We start from the raw sequence: 25,843 nt of genomic DNA on the forward strand, positions 1-25,843 counted from the left end.
AGAATCAAGGTTCCTCGATTACCGGACAAATGGGCTATCCAAGACAGGGAAAACCCCGTATTACATGCTTTCTGGCGCATATGAACAGCGAGTAGCATTCAAAACGACTAACCTTGAAGAGAGAAGTTTTGAATCCACCGAGGAGCTATATCCATGACCGGCAGCAAAGTCGTCGCCTTTGGCCACTTCCAGCCAGAGCGCATCGTCCCGAATACCGAGCTGGAAAAGCTGGTGGAAACCAGCGACGAGTGGATTACCCGCCGCGTCGGCATCGAGGAACGCCGCTGGGGCACCGGTGTTGAAACCGTCGACTCCATGGCCATCAAGGCCGCAGAGATGGCTTTCGGCAATTCGGCAGACATCAAGGCAGCAGATATCGATTTGATTGTTGTCGCGACCTGCACCGCCACCGACCGCTCGCCGAATATGGCGGCCCGTGTTGCCGATGCACTGAACATGGAGCAGGGCCCTGCCACCATGGATGTCAATGTGGCCTGCTCTGGCTTCGCCCATGCAGTGGGCATCGCCCAAGGTGCTATCGCGGCAGGCACCGCCACCAACGCTCTGGTTATCGGCTCCGAAATGCTCACCGATTACACCGACTTCACCGATCGCACCACCTGCGTGCTCACCGCCGATGGCGCTGGCGCCTTCGTGATCACCGCTTCGGAAGACAATGGCATTTCGCCAGTCGTCTGGGGTTCGGTCCCGTCGCTGTCCGATGCCGTGCGCATCGAGGCCGAGAACGACATGAAGTTCGCGCAGAACGGCCAGAGCGTCTACCGCTGGACCGTGACCCAGCTGCCGAAGATCGCTTCGCAGATTATCGAGCGTGCGGGCATGAAGCCGGAAGAGCTGGATGCCATCGTCCTGCACCAGGCCAACCTGCGCATTATCGAGCCGCTGGCTGAGAAGATCGGCGCCCCGAATGCGCGTGTGGCCACCGACGTGGTCTACTCCGGCAACACCTCGGCTGCTTCGGTGCCGCTGGCGCTGTCCAAGCTGATGGCTTCGGATGAGCCGCTGCCTTCGGGATCCAAGGCGCTGCTGTTCGCCTTCGGCGGCGGCCTGGCCTACGCAGGCCAGATCATCACCATTCCCTAGGCTTCCTTCTTCGCGAAAGGCGCACCGGCAATCTGCCCGTGCGCCTTTTGCGGTTAATTTCCCGGCAGACCTTATGCAATGCGTAGCAACGGCTAGCGCATTGCACATGCTCGAAGTGCTGGAGGTCGCCGCTGAACCGACGCGCAAGCGCCTGGTACAGCTGCTCGGCTCCGGTGAACGAACGGTGACGGAGCTGGCCAGGCATTTTCCGGTCAGCAGGTCCGCAATCTCCCAACACTTGCTGCTGTTGATCGAAGCCGGTTTGCTCGACGCCCGGAAGGACGGGCGCCAGCGCTACTATTCGCTCACCCGTGCAGGCATCGCCCGGCTCAAGAAAGAAATCGAGTCGTTCTGGAATACCGAATTGGATCTGCTTGCAGCCGAGGCCAGCCAGCTGGCCGCCGGCGGGCAGCCCACCGCTTCCCCGATGGCACACCCAGGAGAACAGCCATGAGCTCCGAGAGAACCGTCATCCTCCCTGTCAACCCGGACACCGCCTTCACCCTGGTCACCGATCCCGAACGCCTGCGCCACTGGCAAACTGTCGCCTGCCGCATGGACCTGAGGGTCGGTGGCAGCTACCGATTCACCATGGGCCCCGGCCTCCATGCCGCAGGCACAGTCACCGAAATCGAGCCAGGCCGCCGGCTGGTGCTCAGCTGGGGCTGGGAATGCTCCGACGCGGTGCCTCCCGGTGATTCCGCCCTCTACATCACCATGGAAGCGCATGCGGAAGGCACCGCGCTCACCCTGCGCCACGAAGGCCGGGAGGCCGGGCAGCCCTCCGGCCATGCCGAGGGCTGGAACCACTTCCTGGACCGCCTGGTGCCCTTCGCGAAAATCGGCCATGCCGTCCCCGATGAATGAAACGCCACGCCGGAACCCGCAGATGCCATCACCGCGGCCGAGGCCTCCCTGGCCGCGCTGCAGCTGGTGCTGCACCACCTTCAGGAAAAGGACCTGCAGCGCCCAACCCCCTGCACGGAGTTCAACGTCAGCCAGCTCGTGGACCACTTGGCCGGCAACCTCGCACTGGCTTGCAAGGCGATGGGCTCTGAACAAGCAGATGACCCGTCGCTGGCACCGGAACCGCGCATTGCCCAGCTCGCGCAGGCGGCCCTGGAGTCCTTCTCCGCACGTGGGCTGGAGGGCACGCTCGATCTGGGCTTCGCAGAGGTTCCGGCCAGCGTCCTGTCCGGCATCCTGAACCTCGAATCCATGGTCCACGGCTGGGATTTCGCCCAGGCCACGAGCCAGGAATTCGACGTGGATCCGGGCCTGGCCGAGTACGTCCTGGAGCTGGCGCGGGCCACGGTTGGCGAACAGCAGCGCGCTTCGGGCTCTTTCGGTCCCGAGACTGCCATCGCCGAATCCGCCGGCAGCCTGGAACGGCTGATCGCCTTCACCGGCCGCGTGCCGGCCGGCGCCCGAGCGGCACCGATGGTTGATGCCGCCACCAGCATCGTGATCCGCCGGCCGCTGCACGAGGTGGCCGGCTCCACGATGGATCCGCTCAACGCCCCGGCGTGGTACCGGAACATCAGCACCGCGCGCCGGCTCGATGAGGGCAGCTTCGGCATCGGAGCGCGTGCCGCTTTCGAAGCCCGCTTCCTGGGCCGGATCCTGTCCTACACCTACGAGGTCAAGGAGTACGTGCCCAACCGGCTGCTGGTCATGGCCACCGCGCAAGGACCGTTCCCGATGCGCACCAGCTACCGCTTTAAGGCGGTGGATGGCGCCAGCCCCCGGGTGCACCTGCGCAATGACGGGCGGCCCTCGGGATTCAGCAAGCTGCTGGCACCGCTGATGGCCCCCGATGATGCGCCGGGCGAAGACCGCCGATCTGCGGATGCTCAAGCGCGTCCTGGAGGCAGGACAACGCTCAGCCAGGCCGGGGATGCAGATGTTTTTCTCCTGCGCTCCATTCCTGCACTCCGTCGCTGACTTGAGTGTTCCCAGTCACCAAAAACTCGACTTGACGTTAAGTGGCTCACAGTCGCACACTGGTACACGTGAACCTGTCAGACAGCTGGACACCCGGACAACAGCCGATCGAACGCCGATCCGCTGCCGAAGGCGTCTTCCATGCACTCCGCCTAGCCATTGAAGCCCGGGAAATCGCCATCGGCGCGAAACTCGGATCCGAAGCAGCCCTCGCGGCCGACTACGGCGTGAGCCGTTCGGTCATCCGCGAAGCCCTGCGCTCCTGCGCGGCCTTGGGGCTGACCCGCACCGAAACCGGCCGCGGCACCTTCGTGGTCTCCCACCGGCCCACCCGCGAGCTGAAGCTGGGCAGCTTCTCCTCCGATGACCTGCACGAGGCCCGCCCGCATATCGAGATCCCGGCCGCCACCTTCGCCGCCACCCGGCGCACCGCCGAGGATCTGGAGCGGATCAGCGGCCTGATCGAGGCCATGGAGCAGGAAGACGACCCGGCCGCCTGGGTGGAGCTGGATGCCGCCTTCCATGCGGCAATCGCGCAGGCCAGCGGCAATTCGGTGTTCACCAAGGTGGTCGCCGACATCCGCGAGGCCATGGCCCGCCAGTCCGAGACCGTGAACCTGGTCGCCGGCCGCCGCGCGCCCTCGAACACGGAGCACCAGGAGATCTACCAGGCCATCGCAGCACAGGATGAGCAAGCCGCAACCGCTGCCATGGCAAAGCACCTCAACGCAGTGCAGCACGCAGTATCCACCATAGTCAGGAGCAAGAAGTGACCCCCGCCGATCCCCAGACCCTGCGCGCATCGCTGGCCAATCAGGCACTGCCCCAGCACGAACCGCTGGTCATCGCCACCCGCGGTGACGCCGTCGAGTCCATCCACTACGGCTCGGCAGTGCTGCTGGATGCCTCCGGCTCCATCGCCGCCAGCCGCGGCGATGCCCAGGCCGTGTTCTACCCGCGCTCGGCGCTGAAGCCGCTGTTCGCCGTGGGAATGCTGCGCGCCGGGCTGCAGCTCGATGACCAGCAGCTGGCCCTGGCCTCGGCCAGCCACTCCGGAGCAGAACGCCACCAGCAGGTTGCCGCCTCGACGCTGGCAGCGGCCGGGCTGGACGAGCACGCGCTGCGCAACTCCACCGACCTGCCCTACGGCGCCGCCGAGCGCCAGCGCCACCTGGCCGCCGGCGGCAAGGCGACCCAGCTGGCGCAGAACTGCTCGGGCAAGCACGCGGCACTGGCCGCCCTATGCCAGCTCAAGGGCTGGGACACCGCAGACTACCTGAATGACCAGCGCCTGCTGGATCTGCTGCAGGACATCGTCGAGGAGCTGGCCGGCGAAGAGATCAGCGGGGTGAGCGCCGACGGCTGCGGCACCCCGGTATACCGGATGAGCCTGGCCGGACTGGCCCGCGCCTTCGGCAAGCTGGCCAGCGCCGCCGAAGGCACCGCCGAGCACCGCGTGGCCGCGGCCATGTCCGGCTACCCGGAACTGGTGGCAGGCGAGGGCCGCGATGTCACCGAGCTGATGCGCGTGCTGCCCGGCGCCGTGGCCAAGGACGGCTTCGAAGGCATCCAGGCCGTGGGCCTGCCCGATGGCAGCGCGCTGGCCGTGAAGATCGCCGATGGCTCGGACCGCGCCCGAATGCCGATCACCGCCAAGCTGCTCGCCGAGCACCTTGGCTCCGAAGCGGCTCTGGCCCTTGAGCCGCTGGCCACCAGCCCGGCCCTCGGCGGCGGACAGCCCGTAGGCCTGCTGGCCGCACTGTGAAGTTTCCCGTTCCCACCCATTCAATGAACACTGGAGAAGAATCCACCATGCCTGAAACCTTGCTCAGCGGCGAGTACCGCACCGAGCATGACCTGATCGGCGACCGCGAGATCCCGGCGGAAGCCTATTGGGGCGTGCACACCCTGCGCGCCAAGGAGAACTTCGACATCACCGGCACCACGCTGTCCGGCAACCCGCACCTGATCCGCGCATTGGCGCGCGTGAAGCAGGCTGCCGCCCGGGCCAACCACGAGCTCGGCCTGCTCGACGCCCAGCGCGCCGCGGCCATCGACTCAGCCTGCGAGCGCATCGCCGCCGGCGAGCTGCATGACCAGTTCATCATCGACCCGATCCAGGGCGGGGCTGGCACCAGCACCAACATGAACGCCAATGAGGTCATCGCCAACCTGGCGCTGGAGATCCTCGGCCATGCAAAGGGCGAGTACCAGCGCCTGCACCCGAACGACCATGTGAACCTGTCGCAGTCCACCAACGACGCCTACCCGACCGCAGTGAACATCGCCACCCACTTCGCCACCCAGCCGTTGCTGGCGGCCATCGAGGTGCTGCAGGATTCCTGCAATGCCAAGGCCGCAGAATTCCGCACCGTGGTGAAGATGGGCCGCACCCAGCTGCAGGATGCCGTGCCGATGACCGTAGGCCAGGAGTTCCGCGGCTGGGCCGTGACCCTGGGCGAGGACCGGGCACGGCTGGAGGAATCGCTGTCGCTGGTCACCGAGATCAACCTCGGCGCCACAGCCATCGGCACCGGGCTGAACGCCCCGGCCGGCTACGCCGAGGCCGCCTGCCGCCACCTGCGCGAGCTGACCGGCCTGCCGCTGACTACCAGCCCGGATCTGATCGAGGCCACCAGCGATGTGGGCGCCTTCGTGCACCTCTCGGGCGTGCTCAAGCGAGTGGCGCTGAAGATCTCCAAGATCTGCAACGACCTGCGCCTGCTTTCCTCCGGACCCCGCGCTGGCCTGAACGACCTGCAGCTGCCGGCCGTGCAGTCCGGCTCCTCGATCATGCCCGGCAAGGTCAACCCGGTGATCCCGGAAGTGGTCAGCCAGATCGCCTACCAGGTGGTGGGCCACGATTTGACCGTGACCATGGCCGCCGAGGGCGGGCAGCTGCAGCTGAACGCCTTCGAGCCGGTCATCGCCCACTCGATCGGGCTCTCGCTCAAGCACCTGGCCAACGGCTGCCTGACACTGGCACGCAAGTGCATCGACGGGATCACCGTGGACGAGCAGTCGCTGCGCCGCGAAGTGGAGAACTCCATCGGCCTGGTCACCGCGTTGAACCCGCGCCTGGGCTATGCGGCGTCCACCTCGGTGGCGCTCGAAGCGCTGCACACCGGACGCGGCGTGGCCGAACTGGTGCTCGAACGCGGCCTGCTTTCAGCCGAAGACCTCAATGAGCTGCTCTCCCCCGAGCGGCTCGCCAACCTCACCGACTAGATCCAAGGAATCCTATGGATAATTCCACCCCGCACGCCACCGCGGCGCACGTCCCCGATGCCGCGCTGACTGCCGGCGACAACGATTACCACAAGGGCCTGTCCTCCCGGCAGATGCAGATGATCGCCATTGGCGGAGCGATTGGCACCGGCTTGTTCATGGGCGCCGGAGGGCGCCTGGAGGCGGCTGGCCCGGGCATCGTGATCAGCTACGCGGTCTGCGGCTTCTTCGCCTTCCTGATCCTGCGGGCGCTGGGCGAACTGGTCATGCACCGTCCGTCGACCGGCTCCTTCGTCTCCTACGCCCGCGAGTTCTACGGCGAGAAGGCGGCCTTCGCCACCGGCTGGCTGTACTGGCTGAACTGGGTGATGACGGCCATCGTGGACATCACCGCGGTCGCCCTGTACATGGGCTTCTTCGGCAAATACGTGGGGTGGATCAGCTCGGTGCCGCAGTGGCTCTGGGCGCTGGTGGCGCTGGCCGTGGTGCTCACCATGAACCTGATCTCCGTCAAGGCCTTCGGCGAGATGGAATTCTGGTTCGCGCTGGTCAAGGTCGTGGCTCTGGTGGCCTTCCTGGTTGTCGGCTGCTACTTCGTCATCTTCGGCACGCCGCTGGACGGGCATGAGGTCGGTTTCTCGCTGCTGGCCGCTAATGGGGGGCTGCTGCCCAACGGCCTGCTGCCGGTGCTGGTGCTGATGCAGGGCGTGGTCTTCTCCTACGCATCCATCGAGCTGATCGGCACCGCCGCAGGCGAAACGGCAAACCCGGAAAAGGTCATGCCGAAGGCGATCAATACCGTGATCATCCGCATCGCCGTGTTCTACGTCGGCTCGCTGGTGCTGCTCTCGCTGCTGCTGCCCTACTCGGCCTACAGCGCCGGGGAATCGCCGTTCGTGACCTTCTTCGGATCCATCGGCGTGCAGGGCATGGACGTGGTGATGAACCTGGTGGTGCTCACCGCGGCGCTGTCCTCGCTGAACGCCGGGCTCTACTCCACCGGGCGCATCATGCGCTCCATGTCGTTGAACGGGTCGGCACCGAAATTCGCCGGACGGATGAACAAGGCAGGGGTGCCCTATGGCGGCATCGTGATCACCGCCGTGGTGGCAGTGCTCGGCGTCGTGCTCAACGCCGTGGTCCCGGCCAAGGCCTTCGAGATCGTGCTGAACTTCGCTGCCATCGGCATCATTGCCTCCTGGGCGATGATCGTGCTGTGCCAGATCGCCCTGATGAAGTCGGCCAAGCGCGGGGAGCAGGATCGCCCGAGCTTCCGGATGCCATTCGCCCCGGTTTCCGGCTGGGTCACCCTGGGCTTCCTTGCCCTGGTGCTGGTGATGATGGCCTTCGACAATCCGGTGGGCACCTGGACCATTGCCTCGCTGGTGATCATCATCCCGCTGATCATCGGCGGCTGGTACCTGTGCCGCGGACGGATCAACGAGATCGCCGAGGCTCGGTTGCGCAACGAGCAGCCGGCCAACCAGCCGTAGCAGGATCGCAGAACCGGCCTGGATGCAGCATCGCGCTGCTTCCGGGCCGGTTTTCTGCGTTCCGAGCCTGTCTAGCCGGTGATCTTGGCCTTGAGCAGCACCTGCGCCAGGTGCATTCCGCGGGCCTCTGTGCCCTCGGCGATCTGCGTGCGGCAGGAGAATCCGTCGGCGAGCACCACATCGTCCTGCGCACGATTGCGGATGGCCGGGAAGAGCTCGCGTTCGCCCAGCGAGCGGGATAGTTCCGCATGTCCGGGTTCGAATCCCCAGTTGCCGGCCAAGCCGCAGCAACCGGTTTCGATTTCGCGCTCGTCAATGCCGATGCTGCGCAGCACGGCCGAGGACGAGCCATGGTCGCCCTGCGAACGCTCATGGCAGTGGACCTGCGACACCGCGCCGACATTCAGCTGTTCGAAGGGCCAGCCGGCGCTGGGCTTGCCATCGGCCGGAACGTGCTTGGCGATCAGATCCGCGAACGGCACGACGGCTGCCGACAGCGCAGCCGCGCGCGGGTCCTCGGGAACCAGCTCGGTGATTTCGTGGCCGAGCATAACCGTGCATGACGGTTCTAGGCCGATCACCGGGTAGCCTGCCTTGACCAGGGGTTCCATGACGTCCAAGGTGTGCTTGATGACCTTGCGCGCGGTATCCAGCTGGCCGGTTGAGTGCCAGGTCAAACCGCAGCAGACGAATCCTTCGGGAATGATTACCCGGTAGCCGAGGGTTTCGAGCACTTCGACTGCCGCCTGGCCCGGCCCGGTATCCAGGTGGTTATTGAAGGAATCTGGCCAGAGCACCACGGTGCCCTGCGGCGATTCGGCTTCTGTTTCCTTCCGCTTGGCCGCCCAGCGCTGCAGCGATTCGCCCGAGAACGTGATCATCTTGCGTGTCGGTTCAATGCCGCCAACCTTCTTGACAAGCCGTTGCACCGCGTCGATGCGCAGCACCGTGTTGGCCAAGGATGCCGCACCTGGCACCTTGTGCATCCAGTGGGTTAGCTTGGGTAGCCACCCCATGGTGTAGTGCGCCATCGGGCGGATGCGACCCTCGTAGAACTTGTGCAGGAACTCCGACTTGTAGGTCGCCATATCCACATTGACCGGGCATTCGGAAGCGCAGGCCTTGCAGGACAGACAGAGGTCCAGGGCGTCCTTCACCTCTTCGGACTTGTAGGCATCGGGCAAGGTGGTGCCGCGGAACATCTCGGAAAGCACCCGGGCACGGCCGCGCGTGGAGTTGACCTCGTCATGGGTGCCCTGGAAGGACGGGCACATGGCCCCCTCGTCCGAACGGCACAGGCCTACGCCCACGCAGCGGTTGACCGCGTTGACCAAGGAACCCTTGTCGCGCGAGAGCGCATGAACCGGCGTCAGCTCGAAGCTGCGCTGCCCGGGTCCGGGACGCAGCGACTCATCGATGCGTTCCGGATTGACCAATACCCCGGGGTTGAACAGGCCCTCGGGGTCAAAGGCCGCCTTGAAGCTGGCGAATGCCTTCATCATCTTCGAGCTGTACATGCGGGTGAGCAATTCCGAGCGGGCCCGGCCGTCCCCGTGTTCGCCGGACAGGGAGCCGCCATGCTTGGCCACGGTGTCGGCGGCCTGTTCCATGAACTGGCGGAAGATCGCCACGCCTTCATTGGTGCCCAAGTCGAAGGAGATGCGCACGTGGACGCAACCCTCGCCGAAGTGCCCGAAGGGGATGCCGCGCAGTCCATGGGCGTCCATGAGCGCGTACAGATCGCGCAGGTATCCGGCAAGATTCTCCGGCGGTACGGCTGAATCTTCCCAGGACGGCCAGGCCTCGCCGCCATCTGGCAGGCGGGTGACAATACCGGCGGAGGCTTCGCGGATCTTCCACAGCGTGCGGGCCTCGGCATGGTCCGTAACGACCACGGCATCGATCGCGGCCCCGGCCGCTGCATCATACGCTGACTGCACCAGCTCATCGGCGATGCTTCGTGCTTGTTCGATGGTTTGCCCGGCTGTCTCGCAGAAGAGCCAGCCGCCGGCCTTGGCGACGCCACCGCGGTTGGCGGCACCCATGCCAGGCAGATTGGATCCGGCACTCTGCTGACCGGGGCGGCTGCGCAGCGCATCGAGCAGATCTCCGCCCATGCCTTCCGCAGTGGCAAGACCGGGACGGCGCAGGGATGCTGCCGCGGCCGCGGCATCGAAAACAGTTTCAAAAGCCAGGACTGCCAGCGCAGTATGCTTCGGCTTCTCGACAAGGCGCACCACCAGCTCGGTGATCACCCCGAGGGTGCCTTCGGACCCAGCCAGCGCCTTGGCGACATTGAACCCGTTTTCCGGGAGCAGATAGTGCATGCCGTAGCCCGAGACCTGGCGCGCGAAGCGGCCCAGTTCTGTGCGCAGTTCCTTGAGGTTCGCATCGCGCAGCGCCTTGAGCTTTCCGTCAAGCTCATCGCTGTTGGTTCCGTCGGCATTGACCTCGACCACGGATCCGTCGCCGAGCATGATCTTCATGGACACAACGTTGTCCGCGGCGGTGCCCCACGCCAGCGAGTGCGATCCGCAGGCGTTGTTGGCCACCATGCCGCCTACGGTGCAGCGGCTATGGGTCGACGGATCCGGACCGTAGGTCAGCCCGTATTGCGCAGCAGCATCACGCAGCTGGTCGCAGATGACCCCAGGCTGGATGCGCGCGGTCTTCGCCTCGGGATCGATGTCGAGGATCTTATTGAAATAGCGGGAGGTGTCCAGCACCAGACCTTCGCCGATGGCATTGCCCGCAACCGAGGTGCCTCCACCTCGCGACGTGATCGAAAGGCCTTCGGCCTTGGCATACTCGATGCCCAAGGCGATGTCGGCCTCACTGCGCACTTCAAGTACAGCCTGCGGCACCCGGCGGAAAATCGAGGCATCGGAAATATATGCAGCCCGAGTCGTCAGATCGGTCCGTAGCCGTTCCCGCATCTCAATTGCCTCAGGGGTCAGGGTCTGGATGCTCGACTGAGCTGACATGGTGAGCGCCTCTCGTTGATTCGTCCCACCAGAGTAACATGTTACATACTGTTTAGTTTCTTGATTACGTGAAAACTCCGCAGGAGATTTCAATGAGAGAATCAGTTCATGACCTCCGATCTCCAAGTCCCCGCCCAACATGGGCGCACATTGACCGAACAAGTGATGGACTACGTCCGTTCAGCTGTCATTTCTGGGGAATTGAAGACCGACACCCTCTACAGCGTCTACCAGCTGGCTGATCGCCTGAAGATATCCCGCTCACCGGTGCGCGATGGCTTGTTGCGCCTGGAGGAAGCCGGCTTGGTTGAATTTGCTCGTAATCGCGGCTTCCGCATCATTCCAACCCAGCCAAAGGATGTCGCAGAAATTTTCTCGCTCAGGCTGGCGCTGGAGGTTCCCGCCGCATTCAGGGCCGCGCAGTCCTGCACCCCGCAGATCGCGGCGCGGCTCAATGACATCGTAGCCGGCTTGGCCCGATGCGCCGAAGCGGATCTGACCGAAGAGTTCTTCGATCTGGACCAGCAGCTGCACGACTTCATCCTTGAGGTCGCGCAGTCGAACCGCGGGCGCAACATCGTGAACCGCCTTCGTGTCGCAACGCGGCTGCTTGGTGTTTCCACCGCAGGCAAGCAGCGCACCCTGGGTGACATCATGGCCGAGCATGAACCGATCATCACCGCCATCTCCAGCGGCAATGCCCCGGCGGCTGCGCTTGCCATGCGCCAGCACCTGGTCGCGACAGGAAAGCTACTGCTTGTACAAGCAGTTCAGGGCCAAGGCTTGGACCTTGACCCTGAAAACTTGTGGACTGAACTGACAGCTGGCTACTAGTCCTGCTCGTCTTCCTTGTATTCCTTTGAATACTGCAGCACGAAGGCGCACAGTGCGCACGCGGTCGCAAAACTGAAGGTCCACGGATACAGGATCTGCTTGGCTCCGCTGACCAGATCACCATTCAGTGACAGCACACCGGCCAGCTGGGTACCGACGATTGCAGTGCCGCCGATCATGAACAGCGCCAAGAAGACCAGGAATAGTATTTTCATGAGTCGCATGTTTTTCTCCTACGAAATCGGAATCGGCAGCCAGCCCATGCCGACAAGCCAGGCAATGACGATCATTGGCAGCACGAAATAGCCCAGCAATGGCATGAACATCTTGGTTGGATTGGTTTCGGCAAAGCCGGCAGCCAGATAGATCGGCGCACCGACCGGTGGAGAAGAACCCTCTGTCGAGGTGCACAACAGGACCGTCACCACGGCGATGACTGGATCGATACCCACGCTGGTCAACGCCATCACTGCCGGCGCACCCACGGCCGCGGCGGTTGCCGTCGAGGACAGCGGGGTGGCTACGACAACGGCCATGACACAGACGATTGCGACAATCGCCGCCTTTGGCATATCCAGCGAACCCAGGAAATCCGAAAGCTGCGGACCGACGCCCAGCGCTTCCATGATGTTCGAAGCGCTCAGCGCAGCGAACAGCGAAACACCAACAGTGGCGAACTGCGGCAGCTCGCGATTCAGGATCACCTTGAACTTCGAATCCGGCGCGAAGATCCGCTTTCGGCCCTCGATCAATGCGATCGCCGAGATGAGAATCGGAACCCAAACAATGATGGAGATCGAGCCCATCGAGTCCTTGCCCACCAACTCCGGGCGGGACAGGAATTCAAACAGCGGACCGAAGGTCAGTGCAACAGGGATCGCGATGCCAAGGAAGATCAGTAGCGAGCGCCATCCTTCGCGCAGCGCTTGCCCTAACGTCGCCATGCCCTCCCGATTCGCTACGGGAATGCCGTCGGCACGAGCCCAAGTGAACACCAGGATCATGCGGTAGAGCACGCAATAAGCACCGCCAATGGCCAGTGCAACATATACGTCGCCAGCAGAAATTCCAGCGGCGGCCGGCATGGCCAAGAGGATGAACATGGTGCTGTTCGGCGGGAGCGCGACGCCCAAGCCGGAGTTTCCCGCTACCAGCGTTGCGGCGCGATTGGACGACCAGCCGTTTTCCTTCATCCACGGAATGGTTACCGAGCCGACCGTCGCCGTGTTGCCTGCGGTAGATCCTGCCACCAGCCCGATTGCGGCCGAGCCCAGGGTCGAGACGTAGGCCGATCCACCGCGAACGCGCCCGAACATCGAATTCAGGATATGGATCAGGCGCTCGATCAGGCCTGTCGCCGAGACGATCACTCCCATGAACACAAAGGCCATGCCCGCGAAGGTCACGTCTGATTGGAAGCCGTCAACTACGGCTGCGCTCAACAGGTTCAGCGCATCCGCGCCGCCGACCAGCGAACAAGCTATCAGCGCTAGTACAAGCGCCTCTGAAATACGCCGTTTCAGTACGACGTTAACTATGACTGTCACGGCGATGAATACGCCCAGTGCCAGCACGCCCATGTGTGCACCTTTCACGTTATGACTTTGTGTGCCTACACACAGTAGCATGTTACAGGCCACACAATGTGACAGAGGAGTATTTTTGGGCTTTGGTTACATCGCTCGAACGGCACAGCCAAGCCTGCTTGTCGTGGCCAAGAGGCTTCCAGTGCACCCTGCAGCTTCGCTGCTCAGCGGCAATTTCTCCTGCCCGTTTCCTCGGCCTTCAGCATCTGCACCACTTTCGCGCCCTTGCGCGGAATGCAGTTTTTTGAGGCGTGAAGAAAGGCAACAGAAGCCAGGGCGATTGCCTGATTTCTGTTGCCTTTCCTATGTTCCGGCTTGGCTAGCCGACGGCAGGTTCCACGCTGAGCAAGATGTCGCGCACCAACTCGTATTGCCCGGTGCCCAGGAACTGCTGCGCTTGCTGCTTCGTCGGGTCGTCAGGAACACCATGGTCTTCCAGATAATCCTCTTCAACCCACATCATCGGTGACTGCTCGCCGATCCTGAAGAAGTTCAGGTCCGGGTTCTCATCGCGCTTGCCGAGCTCTTCGTCATCGATCAGGGCAATGTCGAATCCTGAATCCTTCTCGCCGTCTTCCTGGTCCGTCGATTCCCAGAACTCGGCAATCAGGCTCGTCGGGCGGAATCCGGTATCCGCTCCGGGATTTTCAAGTTCCTTGCGATCAAGCAGCTCCCGTTCATACAGCGCCATGTCTCCATCCGGAGAGGTTGCCGTGGTGGGGATCAGGGTCAGCACGTGCTTGCCTTGCGCGTCCTTGATCTCCCATTCGTCCCATTCGGTGCATTCGCCGTCGCAGTCATCCCCGGCGGCAGTCCACTGTTCCGGGGTAAAGAAGCGGATGCCATGCACTTCATGCACCTGGCTCAGCTCTGGCGCCGCCGAGCTTGGCGCATCCGGGCTTGCGGTGCTTTGCGTTGGGCTGGATTCGGGACTGGAAGCGGTCGGCGCGCTGGCAGTTGCCGATGGCGACGTTCCGCTTGGTCCTGCGCTCTGGCTTTCGGCCGGTTCCGGCTCGGCTCCCTGGCAGGCAGCCAGCATCAGCGCTGCCGCGCACATCATCGGGAGCGCCCCAAGACGGGTTCTGGAACGGTTCATCTTTTCCAACTCCTTGATCGATTATCCGGTCATGCAGCTGACATCGCGAGCTCCCCCATGGAACCCATCCTCCACGGCCTTGCAGGTTTTTCCAATAACTGTGCCATAACTCCTTGGTTGCAAGTTGCACCGGCCTTTCGTTCCGATGCCGCGTAATTTTCGATATTCGGTAGTGCCCGGCCGCGAACAGTGGCAAGATATGTGAAGTGGAACACTCTAAGCATTCATTTCATAATTTAGATTCTTTTATCGGCATGGGCCGGCTCAGCGGCCTGGCGCTCTCCCCCGACGGCACGAAGCTCGTCACCACCCTCAGCACCCTGTCCGAGGATGAGACGAAATACGAAAGCGCCCTCTGGTCGCTGGACCCCAAAGGCCAGGAACCGGCACGCCGGCTGACCTTCGGCGAGCACGGCGAATCGCAGCCGCAGTTCACCGCCAACGGCGACCTGCTCTTCGTGTCCAAGCGCTCATCCAAGGAAGACGCCAAGGCCGAAGGATGGATCCTTCCGGTGGCAGGAGGCGAAGCCCGCTCGGTGATCTCCCACCCGGCCGGGGTGCAGTCCTTGCGGATCTGCAAGCAGTCACCGCAGAGCATCGTGCTGCGCACCTCGGCCTTCAGCCGCGCCAAGGACCTGGAGGCCGAAGCGGCACTGCGCACCGGCCGCAAGGACAAGAAGGTCTCGGCAATCCTGCACACCGGCTACCCGGTGCGCTTCTGGGACGAAGACCTGGGCCCGTCCACCCCGCACTTCTACACCGGCTCCCTGCCGGACCCCCAGGACACCAGCGGCACCCAGCTCACCGATCTCACCCCGGGCATCGGCGCGAACCTGGAGGATACCTACTACGATGTCGCTGCCAACGGGGCCTTCCTGATCACCGAATGGCAGGTTCCCGAAGGCCGGGCCTCCTCGGCCCCGGGATTGATGCGCATCGACCTGCACACCGGCGCCCACGAAATGCTGCTCGCCCCCGACGACACGTACGAATACACGCTGGGCAAGATCAGCCCGGACTCCACCCAGCTGGCCTATGCACGTTGGGAGCGTTCCACCGCCGAAACCGCCCCGGTCTTCGAGCTGTGGCTGATGGACCTGGCCGACGGCGCCACCCATCGGATCGCCGCCGGCTGGGACCGCTGGGTCAGCGACCTGCAGTGGGTTCCCAATGGACGCTCGCTGCTGCTGGTCGCGGACGACAACGGCCATGCCCCGGTCTTCCACCTGAGCTTGTACAACGACAAGATCACCCGGCTCACCGAAGACGGAGCGTTCACCGACGTGGTCATCAGCAGCGACTCGCGCACCGCCTACGCGTTGCGCTCCAGCTACCTGCACCCGGCCGAACCGGTAGCCATCGACCTGGCGCACACCGGCGACCTGGAGCCGGGCGAATTCGCCGCCTTGACCGAGCTGCGCTCCCCGGTTGTCCGCCCGGCCTTGCCGGGCACGCTCACCGAGGTGACGACCACGGCCGAAGACGGATCGAGCGTCCGCGCCTGGCTGGCCCTGCCGGAATCAGCTTCTGCCACCAACAAGGCGCCGCTGCTGCTGTGGATCCACGGCGGACCGCTTGGCTCGTGGAACGCCTGGAGCTGGCGCTGGAGCCCATGGCTGCTGGTAGCCCAAGGCTATGCGGTGCTGCTGCCGGATCCCGCCCTGTCCACCGGCTACGGCCAGGCGTTCATCCAGCGCGGCTGGGGCCGCTGGGGCCAGGAGCCGTACACGGATCTGCTGGCCATCACCGATGCCGCCGAGGCGCGCGCTGACATCGATGAAACCCGCACCGCCGCGATGGGCGGCTCCTTCGGCGGCTACATGGCCAACTGGGTGGCAGGGCACACCGACCGCTTCAAGGCCATCGTCACGCACGCCAGCCTGTGGGCACTGGAAGGCTTCGGCAAGACCACCGACGCAGCGTTCTACTGGACCCGCGAGATGAGCCCGGAAATGCGCGAGCTGAACTCGCCGCATCATTCGGTGGGCAGCATCGTCACCCCGATGCTGGTCATCCACGGCGACAAGGACTACCGGGTGCCCATCGGCGAGGGCCTGCGCCTGTGGTACGAGCTGCTGGCCGATTCGGGGCTGCCGCAAAAGGAAGACGGCAGCACCGAGCACCAGTTCCTCTACTTCCCGGATGAGAACCACTGGATCCTCACCCCGCAGCACGCCAAGATCTGGTACCAGGTCGTCACCGAGTTCCTCTCCCAGAAGGTGCTGGGCAACGAGGCGCAGGAACTGCCCGAGCTGCTGGGCTGAGTCCGAGCAGGATCCGGCTGCCGGGGCGGAAGCACTACCGTCCCGGCAGCTGGACTTCCGCCGGCGCATCCCCGCCGGCACCGCGGCTGGCCAGCACCAGCGCCTTGGCCCGCCGCGCCACATCGGCATCGCGTTCGCCCAGCAACGCCACCAGCTGGGCCAGATGCGCCGCACGCTGGGCATAGCCGGCCTGCAGGCGCTGTCCCAAGGTCATCGAGGACAATTCCTCGGCCTCGCGCCACGCCATCATCAGGGCGCGCTCGAACAAGCGCTGGCCTGCCTCGTCGGCAGTCCCCGCCTCGCTTGCACCGAGCACTGCCACCGCATTGATCTGCGAATCCTCCAGGCCCATGGCCAGCTGCTCCAGCTGCCGGCGTGATTGCTGCACCGACCGCGAACCTCGGGAGAACCGGGTCAGCTGCGTGCTGGCCCCGAGCAGGTACTGGATCACCTGGAGAACGTTGATTACCGTGAAGAACAGCATGAACACGAGCATCCAGTACAGCAAGGTGGTGTTGTAGTCCGGCTGCTCATAGCCGGCCCGCTTGAGCACCACGGCGAAGTCCTCGGCCGCACCGGCCGCTTCCATCGCCGGATAGTTCGACTCGTAGATGCTTCCGTGCTCCCACCCGCCGGTCGTTCCCCACGAGGCGGTACCGCTAATGACCGCACCGGAAATCAGCCCGGGCATGATGCCCTTGCCTTCATCCGTGATCAGCAGCGGAATGATCGTCAAGTCCTCGGGAAGCTCCCCGTTGGCAGGATCAGCGCGATCAGAATATTCGTCCTTGATCCGCAAGATCGCCGAGCGCACGCTCTGCGGTGTCGATTCGCGGAAGTCATAGCCTTCGACCTCGTTGAGATCCAGGTAGGCCTCCGCATCGCGCACCGCGACCAGAATCCGCTGTGTGGTCTCGAAGTCTTCCTCCATGTACCGGCGGATCTCTGACTCGTCAACCAGCTGGCCCTGGTCATCGATTTCAAGTTCCATTCCCCGGCCGGACCCCTCATAGGTGCGTTCGGGTTCGTTGGCTATCGAGGAGACAATGAGCCCCGAGGCGATCAGGCTGCCCACCAGCAGGGCCGCAAGCAGTCCAAACTTCCACGCCCGGCGCAGCTTCGGCGGTTCATCACCAGCTGCCTTGCGGGTGCTGGCGAGCCGGGCCAGCATGCGCTGCCAGCCAGCAGGTTCGCCCGATGCCCCTCCGGCAGCCTGGTCGGTCTGCAGCGTGTCGCCGAGCACCCCGCGGGCCAGCGCATTCGCCGTGGCGATCTGCTGCAAAGCGCTCTGCTTGGTGACCGGCGGCAGCCCCAGGCTGGCGCGCAGCTCATTGTGCTGGGCACCAATCGGCGGCACCTCCTGCTTCTGGCCCCGCGGATAACGGCGCAACCGGGTCGAGATCTTCGCGGCAAGCTTGGCCAGCTGCTTTTCGGCGTCGGCCCAGCGCTCTACGGCCGTGCGCTGGCCGGTGTCGCCGTGGGCGGCGTTGAGCAGTTCGCCCAAGGCGCCGCGGAAATCCTCCAGGTCCTTGCCGGCAACCATGGTGCCGGGGGCCGTTTCCAGCCGGATCAGCAGCGCCGTGGCGGCATCGTTGATCGGGGCGCTGAGCTTGTCGAACGTGGATCCGGTGCCAGCCAGGTGGGCATGCACCGAGCCGGCGCCCATCAGGGAATCTGCCAGTTCGGTCAGCGTGCGCGCATCGGCTTCGAAAGCGGCCAGCTGCTGACCGGTCTTCTTGTCCAGGCAGGCGGCGCGGTCGAAGATCAGGCGCACCAGAGGGTCCTCGCGCCGGGCGGCATCAAGGGAGAGCGCTTCGAGCTGCCGCCAGGCCTTGGTGAAGCCGGCCGGGCGGTGCCCCGGATCAGCTGCCTGGTAGGTGGCTTCCAACGCTTCGAGATCCAGGACCACGCGGGCCAGCTTGCGCTGGGCCGCGGCCAGCCGCCGGTGCCGGGAAGCCCACCGGGAGCGGAAGCGTAGGGCGCTGGCCAGCAGCGCGGCGGTGAGCATGGCGCTGGCGCCCACTACGGCGAACCAGAAGATCGCCGAGTTGCTGGGCGAATCATCCAGCAGCACGGCGGCGGTATGCGCGGCGGCCACCGCAGCCTTGGGGCCATGGCCTACCGAGATGTTCTTGATGAAGGCATTCTCGATATCGAAGCGCAGGTCGTCATGCGCGTCGTCGGAGGCGACCAGATTCCGGTCCACACCCACCCCTGAGAAGCGCTGCTCGGCCTCGCTTTGCCCGGAATCCCGGTTGTCCATCTTGGTCGAAACGATGATCTGGTTTTCGTGCACTTCCCCGCGCAGCAGTTCATCGCCCGTTAGCCAGCGGTCGGCAATGACCAGTTCCAGCGGGGCCGTGGCCCGCACCGGGTGCCGGGCCAGCTCGGCGTCCACCGTCTGCTGGGTGATGTTGAAGCCGTTCTCCCCCTGGACCACTACCGTGACCTCATAGGGTGCAGGGACGTTGGCTGCCTGCACCGCAAGCACGGCGCGCACGCCCAGGGCCGTGGTCACCAAAGCCATGAAAATGGCAGCGATGGCGGTCCAGTGGAAGGGGCGGCGCAAGCGCCGTCCGGTGGAATCATGCATCAAACGGGCAGGCATCAGCGGGCCTCGCTTCCCGGCAGGAAATTCCTGAGCAGCGCAATGGGATCATTTTCCAGCGCAGCGTCAGCCGGTTGCCTGCCTGCCATCCGCTCACCCAGCCCCTGCGGAACCTTGAGCCGCGCCTGCCCGGCTTGCGCCAGCGCATCGCGCAGCACGCCATCGAGCTCGTCGCGCAACTCCCAAAGCCGGTCCAGAATGCCCGGAGCATCCTGGGCTCCGGTGTTCCGCCGGCCCACCCGGGTTCGCAGCAGCTGCAGCTCATCGGTATGGGTGATGATCACGGTGCGCGCGGCCTGGGCGCAGCCCAGCTGCCCTGCACCGGGAAGATCGAGGAACAGCGCCAGGTCTTCCAGCCGCTCACGGTGGTATTCGAAAATCGATGCCCAGGATTCGCGAGAATCCCGTGGCCGTCCTGCGAAGTCGTGGGCCAGCTGGACCGCGCCGCGCAGCAGCGAGAGTTCGCGTTCGCGGTGGCGCAGAACTGCCAGTTGCTTTTCGGAGACCTGCTCCTGGACGGCGATTCCCGGATCCAGGTCCTGTGCGTGCTGGGCACCATGCTGGGTGCCGGAACGCTGCTTTTCCAGTTCCGCCATCGCCTCGGCCAAGCGGCCCTGTTCCGGCAGGCCCAAGTCGGGCATCGGTTTGCGGCCGAGGTAGCGGTTGGCTTGCTGGATCCGCGATTCGAGCAGTTCGGCCTGCTTGAGGCGTTCGGCAGCCGCAGCCTTCTTGGCCTTGCGGCGCTTGGCAAGCCACGCCCAGGCGAGCATGAAGACGATTGCCACAGCGAGCACGACCACGGCGATCACCTTGGACAGCGTCCGGTCCGGCGGCGCCTGCAGCTGCTGGGTCGTGGCCAGCGCGACCTCGGTGATGCCTGCGGTGTAGTCCCCCGCCCTAAATGCCTCGTCGCCGGCTGCCATGATCTTCTGGCTGGACCCGGGGTCCGTTTCGCTGATATCGCGCCCCGGATCCACGAAGACCTCGACCTCATCGGCGGGGTCCTCTGGCAGCATCACCCCGACGGCAATCCACCCTTTGCCCACGTAGCCCAGGGTCTTTCCGTTCTCCAGCCAGTCATCGCTGAGCGCGTCGCTGTCCCCGAACATCAGCATCCCGCGCACCAGCTGCGCGGCTCCCTTGAGGTTGTTCGGTTCCTGGTCCACCCCGAGCAGGATCTTCGCATCCTGCTCGCCCACGGCCTGCCGGACCTGGTCCATGATTCTTTCCGAATCCACGTCGTCGAGCGCCGCGTCGGTCACCGCAAGGTAGAAGTTGCCTTCCTGGGATGTCACCGACGGGATGAGGACCGTGCCCTCGTCTTCGGCGCCATCGCTGGGTGTCGCCGAGGGGTACACCGGTGCCGGTGCATCGGATTCCGTGGCCGCGGCAGACGCGTGGGCTGGGACGGTGGCGGTGCCGAGGCTGAGCACAACGGCGGCAGCCAGCAGGCATGCGCACTGGATCCTGCCCAGTGCCAACGGACCGAAGCTGCGGGGTCGATTCATGGAAACTACTGTATCAACAAGGATTTGAACAACTCCGCTCCACGTGGAACAGTCATCCGCTACCCGTCCAGAATGCTCCACTGCGCGCTGGCGTGGGAAAGTTTGTCCGGGTTGGACACCAGCAAGATAGTTTGAATGTGTCCTGCGGCCACCTCGATCGCCACCACGTCCTGCCGGCCCGCCAGCTTGAAAAGCAGTGCAGGCGCCTGATTCAATTCTCCCAAAAAGACGCTTCGCCCTGGATTTTTCCGCTCAACGCCAACCAGGAAGCGGGCAATGCGCTGCGCGCCAAGCACCGGGTTCAACGCGGCCCGGGCCTTGCCTCCGCCGTCGGAGTAGAGCACCGCATCCTTGGCCAGCAACTGGACCAGTTCCTCGGCGTCGCCATGGCGTATGGCTGCCACGACCTTCGACAGCAATGAGGATATTTCGCTTGCTTCCCTGCTGGGTGCTTCGGCGTGCCCCAGTTTCTTGCCGGCCCGGCTCAGCAGCTGCCTGACCGCGGCCGGCGAGGCCTCCAGCACCTCGGCAATCTCCGCCGCCTTGTAGCCCAGGGCATGGTGCAACACGTAGGCGGCCCGCGCCTGGGGCGAGAGCTCTTCGAGAAGGAAGAGCACGCCGAGGCGAAGCATGGATCCAGTCAGGGCCTCATCTTCGGGAAGCGCCAGCTGCCCTACCGGCTCGGGCAGCCATTCCCCGACATATTCGGTCCGCTGGCGCTGAGCCGAGCGCAGGACGTCAATCGCCCGGCGCGTGGCAAGCGAGGTGAGGAACGCCGGCCAGTTCCGCACCTGTTCGGTGGCTGCCGGGGTGAGCTTGAGCAGCTGCTCGGCCACTTCGCTGACCACGTCTTCGGCCTGCGCCCACACGCCGAGCATGTTGTAGGCCAGGACGGTCAATCGGCGCTTCTCGGCGTCCCACTGCGCCAGCGCTGCAGATTCCGTTGGTTGCTCCACGCGCCAGATTCTACCTGCGCTTCCCGGCACTAGTCGCGCACTGGCGGTTCGAGCTGGGTCGGGATGGCAATGCGGTTCCAGACATTGATGGTGGCGATCGCCAGGATCAAGTTGCCGATTTCTTCCTCGCTGAACTCGTCAGCGGCCGCGTCCCAGACTTCGTCGCTGACCCCGGTGGCAGGATCAAGCCGGGTCACCGCATCGGTCAGCCGCAGGGCAGCGCGCTCGGCGTCGGTGAACAGCGGGGAATCGTTGTAGGCGGCCACGGCAAAGAGTTTCGCGGTGGACATGCCCATCTCCATGGCATCGTGGGAGTGCATATCGGTGCAGAAGGAGCAGCCATTGAGGATCGAAGCGCGCAGCTTCACCAGCTCGTAGAGCTCCTTGGGCACCGACTGGCTGGCGTAGGCTTCCAGTCCCAGTACGGCGGCGTACCCCTTCTTGTGCGTTTTGCTCAAATTCATGCGCATGGCGTGTCTCCTGTCATTCGATTTCCAGGCAGGTTCCTGCCCTTCAAAAGTACGTCGAAACCGGAGCTTAAACTGTGACACCCCGGAGAGAACTTTTTTCAGAAGTTCTCTCCGGGGTGCTGTTATCCGCAGCTCAGTCCAGCAGCATGGCTGGTTCCTGCAGAATTGATGCCACATCGGCCATGAAGCGGGCCGAGAGATCGCCGTCAACCACGCGGTGGTCGAAGGATCCGCCCAGGGTGGTGATCCAGCGCGGAACCACTTCGCCATCGACAACCCACGGCTTCTGGCGGATCGTGCCGAAGGCGACGATGGCCACCTCGCCCGGGTTGATGATCGGGGTGCCGGTGTCGATGCCCAGCGCACCGATATTGGTGATGCTCAGCGAACCGTCGCGCATGTCTTCCGGTCGGGTCTTGCCGGCACGCGCGGTCGTGGCCAGCTCGTTCAGCGCGATGGCCAGTTCCTTCATGTTCAGGTTCTGCGCGTCCTTGATATTCGGCACCAGCAGGCCGCGCGGGGTGGCTGCGGCGATGCCCAGGTTCATGAAGCGCTTCTGGTGGATCTCCGCGCCGTTCTCGGTTTCCACCCAGCTGGCGTTTACCGAAGGGTTGCGGGCGGCAGCCCAGATCACAGCCCGGGCCAGCACCAGCAGAGGCGAGACCTTGATGCCTTCGAAGTCGCGGGACTTCTTCAGCCGTGCCACGTATTCCATGGTGCGGCTGGCATCCACGTCCACGAAGATCGAGACATGCGGTGCGGTGAACGCGGAGTCCACCATGGCCTTGGCCGTGGCTTTGCGCACGCCGCGCACCGGAGTGCGTTCGATGCGGGCGTCGGCCAGCTGGCCATGGGCCCAGTAGGTTGGCGCCGCCGCGTGCTCGGCTTCGCGCTGGGCCTGGTAGCTGTTGACATCTTCGCGGGTAATTTCGCCCTGGGTGCCGGTGCCCACCACATCGTTGATGTCGATTCCCAGCTCCTTGGCCAGCCGGCGTACCGGCGGCTTGGCCAGCACGCGGTCCACGAAGTTCGCCATCGCCGGCTTGCGGCGATCCACTTCGCGGGTCACGGCGGTACCCAGGGACTGCGCGCGGCGCGAGATGGTCTCGGCCAAAGCGGAGCCGGAGGCACGGACCGCTGCGGTGCGGGCACCGGCTGCCGAAGGTGCGGGGCGGCTGGTGCGCTTGCGGCGCACAGAGGAATCAGCGGTCGGGCCCGAACCGACCAGAGGGCCGGGTTCCTCGCTGGCCTGCGGCGCCGCGGTGGCCAGCGCCTCGGCTGGTTCCGGGGTGCCGGTCGGGGCCGGCTTGCCGCCTTCCTCGTCGATGGTGATCAGCGGGTTGTCCACCAGCACGGTGTCGCCTTCATCCGCGTGCAATGCGGTGACCACCCCGGCGAAGGGGCAGGGCAGCTCGACCAGCGACTTGGCGGTTTCGATCTCGACGAAGATCTGGTTGACCTCAACGGTGTCCCCTACTTTGACCTTCCAGGAAGCGATATCCGCTTCGGTCAACCCTTCGCCCACATCGGGGAGATTAAAGACTGTCATTTCTACTCCTTGGATTCCGCTCAGTAAGCGAAGGACCGGTCGAGGGCTTCAAGCAACTTGTCGATATCCGGCAGGTACTGGGATTCCACCTTGGAAATCGGGTACGGCATGTGGAATCCGCCCACGCGCAGCACCGGGGCTTCCAGCGAGAGGAAGGCGCGCTCGGTGATGCGGGCGGCGATTTCGCCACCCAGGCCGCCGAAGGTCGGCGCTTCGTGGGTGACAATCAGCCGTCCGGTCTTCTGCACCGATTCGGTGATGGTGTCGAAGTCGATCGGCGAGAGCGAACGCAGGTCGATGACCTCGATGGAGCGTCCGTCTTCCAACGCGGCATCCGCGGCGGCCAGGGCGATCGGCACCAGCGGGCCGTAGGCCACGATGGTCGCGTCGGTGCCCGGACGGACCACCTGCGCCTTGAACGCATCCAGGGCCGGGGTCCCAGTGTCCACTTCCCCCTTGAGCCAGTAGCGGCGCTTGGGCTCGAAGAAGATCACCGGATCTTGGCAGCTGGCTGCCTGCTGGATCATCCAGTAGGCGTCATGCGCGTTGGACGGAGTGATGATGCGAAGGCCAGCGGTGTGGGCGAACAGCGCTTCCGGGGATTCGGAGTGGTGCTCGATGGAGCCAATGCCGCCGCCGTACGGGATGCGGATGACCACCGGAGTGGTCAGCCGGCCTTCGGAGCGGGCGTGCATCTTGGCCAGCTGGGTGGTGATCTGGCTGAAGGCAGGGAAGACGAAGCCGTCGAACTGGATTTCCACCAGCGGGCTGAAGCCGCGCAGGGCCATGCCCACGGCGGTGCCGACGATGCCTGCCTCGCCCAGCGGCGAGTCGATGACGCGGTGCTCGCCGTACTTGTCGATCAGCCCGTCGGTAATCCGGTATACGCCGCCAAGGCGTCCGATGTCCTCGCCCATCAGCAAGGACTTGTCGTTGGTTTCCAGCACCTTGTCCAGGCCGCTGGTAATGGCCTTGGCCAGGGTCATCGTGGTGGTCATTTAGTGCTCTCCCTCAGCCGCATCGGCGAATCCTGCTTCGTATTCCAGATGCCAGGCCAGTTCTTCCTGGATCAGCGGATGCGCTTCGGCGTAGACCTGCTCGAACGATTTGGCCAGCGGCGGGACTGGGAAGGCCATGGCGTCTTCGCGGACCTTGGCAGCCATTGCGTCGGCGTCGGCGGACAGCTGCTCGAAGAAGGTGTCATCAACCAGGTTGTTATCGCGCAGGTAGGTTTCCAGGCGAATCAGCGGATCCTTCGGAGCCCACTGGGCTTCTTCTTCGCTCATGCGGTATTTGGTCGGATCATCGGCGGTGGTGTGCGCTCCGAGACGGTAGGTTACGGCTTCGATGAGGACCGGCCCCTTGCCGCTGCGTGCGTGTTCCAGCGCCCAGCGGGTGACGGCCAAGACTGCCAGCACGTCGTTGCCGTCGACGCGGACTCCGGGCATGCCGTAGCCAGCGGCTCGGTTGACCAGAGGCACCTTGGACTGGACCTCGAAAGGCACGGAGATCGCCCACTGGTTGTTCTGGCAGAAGTAGACCACCGGTGCATTGAAGGAGCTGGCGAAGACCATGGATTCGTGGGTTTCGCCCTCGGTGGAGGAGCCATCGCCGAAGTAGGCGACAACAGCATTGCCTTCCTTGGCACGGCGGGCTTCATCCCATCCGCGCTGCTCCATGTTCAACGCCATGCCGTAGCCGGCGGCATGCGGCATCTGCGCGGCCAGCACCATGGTGTACATGTGGAAGTTGTTTTCCCGGGGATCCCAGCCGCCGCCGGAGATGCCGCGGAACAAGCGCAGCATTTCCGAGAAGGAGACGTCACGGGTCAGCGCTACGCCGTGCTCGCGGTAGGTGGGGAAGATGTAGTCGCTTCGGCGGGTGGCGCGGCCGGAACCGATCTGCGCCGCTTCCTGCCCGCGCAGCGGGACCCAGAGGCACAACTGCCCCTGGCGCTGCAAAGCTGTGGCCTCTTGGTCGAATCGACGCGTCAATGCCATGTCGCGGTAGAAACCGCGAAGCATGTCATCATCAACGTCGCCCAGATACGCATCGTACGTTTCATGGGACTGACGCTGGCCGTCCGGAGTCAGGATCTGAATCAGATCCGGCTCCGTCGCCTCGGTCGCAGCTCGCGTCATTTATCATCCTTCGGTCATAAATATGCCCCACGCGGAATACATTCCGCATGGGACATATACGGCTTGTCCAGTTCCTAA

General features: G+C 64.5%; 21 protein-coding genes. 10 read left to right on the top strand and 11 right to left on the bottom strand.

Going from position 1 to position 25,843, the window contains the following annotated elements; translation table 11 throughout:
- Positions 1-153: 153 nt before the first annotated feature.
- From ACR9WD_RS14015 to ACR9WD_RS14050, 8 genes are all read left to right on the top strand, one after another.
- Positions 154-1,104 carry a beta-ketoacyl-ACP synthase III gene (locus tag ACR9WD_RS14015; RefSeq protein WP_141357319.1) on the top strand — a complete coding sequence of 317 codons (951 nt, stop codon included), beginning with the start codon at positions 154-156 and terminating at the stop codon, positions 1,102-1,104.
- 106 nt (positions 1,105-1,210) lie between these two features.
- The gene (locus ACR9WD_RS14020; RefSeq protein ID WP_174787676.1) at positions 1,211-1,558 is read left to right on the top strand and encodes an ArsR/SmtB family transcription factor; all 348 of its coding nucleotides are present in this window, start codon (positions 1,211-1,213) and stop codon (positions 1,556-1,558) included.
- A complete protein-coding gene (locus ACR9WD_RS14025) occupies positions 1,555-1,971 on the top strand; it encodes an SRPBCC family protein (protein ID WP_434922260.1) in 417 nt (138 codons plus the stop codon). The genes ACR9WD_RS14020 and ACR9WD_RS14025 overlap by 4 nt, the downstream gene beginning before the upstream one ends.
- Positions 1,972-2,019: 48 nt before the next feature.
- Positions 2,020-3,048 (top strand): TIGR03086 family metal-binding protein, encoded by a 1,029-nt coding sequence (locus tag ACR9WD_RS14030; protein ID WP_434923214.1) that lies wholly within the window; start codon positions 2,020-2,022, stop codon positions 3,046-3,048.
- A gap of 68 nt (positions 3,049-3,116) precedes the next feature.
- On the top strand, positions 3,117-3,821 hold the full coding sequence (locus ACR9WD_RS14035) for a FadR/GntR family transcriptional regulator (RefSeq protein ID WP_285674284.1): 705 nt from the start codon (positions 3,117-3,119) through the stop codon (positions 3,819-3,821).
- Positions 3,818-4,813, top strand: a complete 996-nt coding sequence (locus ACR9WD_RS14040) for an asparaginase (RefSeq protein ID WP_246857067.1) — start codon at positions 3,818-3,820, stop codon at positions 4,811-4,813. Before ACR9WD_RS14035 ends, ACR9WD_RS14040 begins: the two co-directional genes overlap by 4 nt.
- A 47-nt stretch (positions 4,814-4,860) precedes the next feature.
- Entirely contained in the window at positions 4,861-6,276 is a 1,416-nt protein-coding gene (locus ACR9WD_RS14045; protein ID WP_434922261.1) for an aspartate ammonia-lyase, read from the top strand.
- Between the two features lie 14 nt (positions 6,277-6,290).
- On the top strand, positions 6,291-7,769 hold the full coding sequence (locus tag ACR9WD_RS14050) for an amino acid permease (protein WP_121867388.1): 1,479 nt from the start codon (positions 6,291-6,293) through the stop codon (positions 7,767-7,769).
- A 71-nt stretch (positions 7,770-7,840) separates the two neighbouring features.
- Here the strand turns inward: ACR9WD_RS14050 and ACR9WD_RS14055 are convergent, their stop codons facing one another.
- On the bottom strand, positions 7,841-10,753 hold the full coding sequence (locus ACR9WD_RS14055) for an FAD-binding and (Fe-S)-binding domain-containing protein (protein ID WP_246857068.1): 2,913 nt from the start codon (positions 10,751-10,753) through the stop codon (positions 7,841-7,843).
- A 108-nt stretch (positions 10,754-10,861) separates the two neighbouring features.
- Here ACR9WD_RS14055 and ACR9WD_RS14060 point away from each other — a divergent pair, with 108 nt between their 5' ends.
- Positions 10,862-11,587, top strand: a complete 726-nt coding sequence (locus ACR9WD_RS14060; RefSeq protein ID WP_434922262.1) for a GntR family transcriptional regulator — start codon at positions 10,862-10,864, stop codon at positions 11,585-11,587.
- On the opposite strand, the gene ACR9WD_RS14065 is transcribed toward ACR9WD_RS14060, so the two are convergent.
- The 3 genes from ACR9WD_RS14065 to ACR9WD_RS14075 form a co-directional block, all read right to left on the bottom strand.
- A complete protein-coding gene (locus ACR9WD_RS14065; RefSeq protein WP_066141823.1) occupies positions 11,584-11,811 on the bottom strand; it encodes a hypothetical protein in 228 nt (75 codons plus the stop codon). The two genes, ACR9WD_RS14060 and ACR9WD_RS14065, sit on opposite strands and share 4 nt — an antisense overlap.
- A 9-nt stretch (positions 11,812-11,820) precedes the next feature.
- Positions 11,821-13,167: a TRAP transporter large permease subunit gene (locus tag ACR9WD_RS14070; protein WP_073707747.1), complete on the bottom strand. Its 1,347-nt coding sequence runs from the start codon at positions 13,165-13,167 to the stop codon at positions 11,821-11,823.
- 325 nt (positions 13,168-13,492) lie between these two features.
- On the bottom strand, positions 13,493-14,269 hold the full coding sequence (locus tag ACR9WD_RS14075) for a hypothetical protein (protein ID WP_434922263.1): 777 nt from the start codon (positions 14,267-14,269) through the stop codon (positions 13,493-13,495).
- A gap of 254 nt (positions 14,270-14,523) precedes the next feature.
- Here ACR9WD_RS14075 and ACR9WD_RS14080 point away from each other — a divergent pair, with 254 nt between their 5' ends.
- Positions 14,524-16,533, top strand: a complete 2,010-nt coding sequence (locus tag ACR9WD_RS14080; RefSeq protein ID WP_434922264.1) for a S9 family peptidase — start codon at positions 14,524-14,526, stop codon at positions 16,531-16,533.
- Between the two features lie 34 nt (positions 16,534-16,567).
- Here ACR9WD_RS14080 and ACR9WD_RS14085 read toward each other — a convergent pair whose 3' ends face one another.
- From ACR9WD_RS14085 to pdhA, 7 genes are all read right to left on the bottom strand, one after another.
- The gene (locus ACR9WD_RS14085; RefSeq protein ID WP_434922265.1) at positions 16,568-19,141 is read right to left on the bottom strand and encodes a hypothetical protein; all 2,574 of its coding nucleotides are present in this window, start codon (positions 19,139-19,141) and stop codon (positions 16,568-16,570) included.
- On the bottom strand, positions 19,141-20,649 hold the full coding sequence (locus ACR9WD_RS14090; protein WP_434922266.1) for a hypothetical protein: 1,509 nt from the start codon (positions 20,647-20,649) through the stop codon (positions 19,141-19,143). The genes ACR9WD_RS14085 and ACR9WD_RS14090 overlap by 1 nt, the downstream gene beginning before the upstream one ends.
- Positions 20,650-20,708: 59 nt before the next feature.
- The gene (locus ACR9WD_RS14095; protein ID WP_285674304.1) at positions 20,709-21,605 is read right to left on the bottom strand and encodes a sigma-70 family RNA polymerase sigma factor; all 897 of its coding nucleotides are present in this window, start codon (positions 21,603-21,605) and stop codon (positions 20,709-20,711) included.
- A gap of 29 nt (positions 21,606-21,634) precedes the next feature.
- Positions 21,635-22,075 (bottom strand): carboxymuconolactone decarboxylase family protein, encoded by a 441-nt coding sequence (locus ACR9WD_RS14100; RefSeq protein ID WP_038993240.1) that lies wholly within the window; start codon positions 22,073-22,075, stop codon positions 21,635-21,637.
- Between the two features lie 133 nt (positions 22,076-22,208).
- Positions 22,209-23,624, bottom strand: a complete 1,416-nt coding sequence (locus ACR9WD_RS14105) for a dihydrolipoamide acetyltransferase family protein (RefSeq protein ID WP_149597368.1) — start codon at positions 23,622-23,624, stop codon at positions 22,209-22,211.
- A 20-nt stretch (positions 23,625-23,644) separates the two neighbouring features.
- A complete protein-coding gene (locus tag ACR9WD_RS14110) occupies positions 23,645-24,622 on the bottom strand; it encodes an alpha-ketoacid dehydrogenase subunit beta (protein ID WP_038993237.1) in 978 nt (325 codons plus the stop codon).
- Positions 24,623-25,765, bottom strand: a complete 1,143-nt coding sequence (pdhA, locus tag ACR9WD_RS14115; RefSeq protein ID WP_038993236.1) for a pyruvate dehydrogenase (acetyl-transferring) E1 component subunit alpha — start codon at positions 25,763-25,765, stop codon at positions 24,623-24,625.
- Positions 25,766-25,843 lie beyond the last annotated feature (78 nt).

Source organism: Glutamicibacter sp. PAEs-4 (assembly GCF_051161755.1).
Lineage (GTDB): Bacteria > Actinomycetota > Actinomycetes > Actinomycetales > Micrococcaceae > Glutamicibacter > Glutamicibacter nicotianae.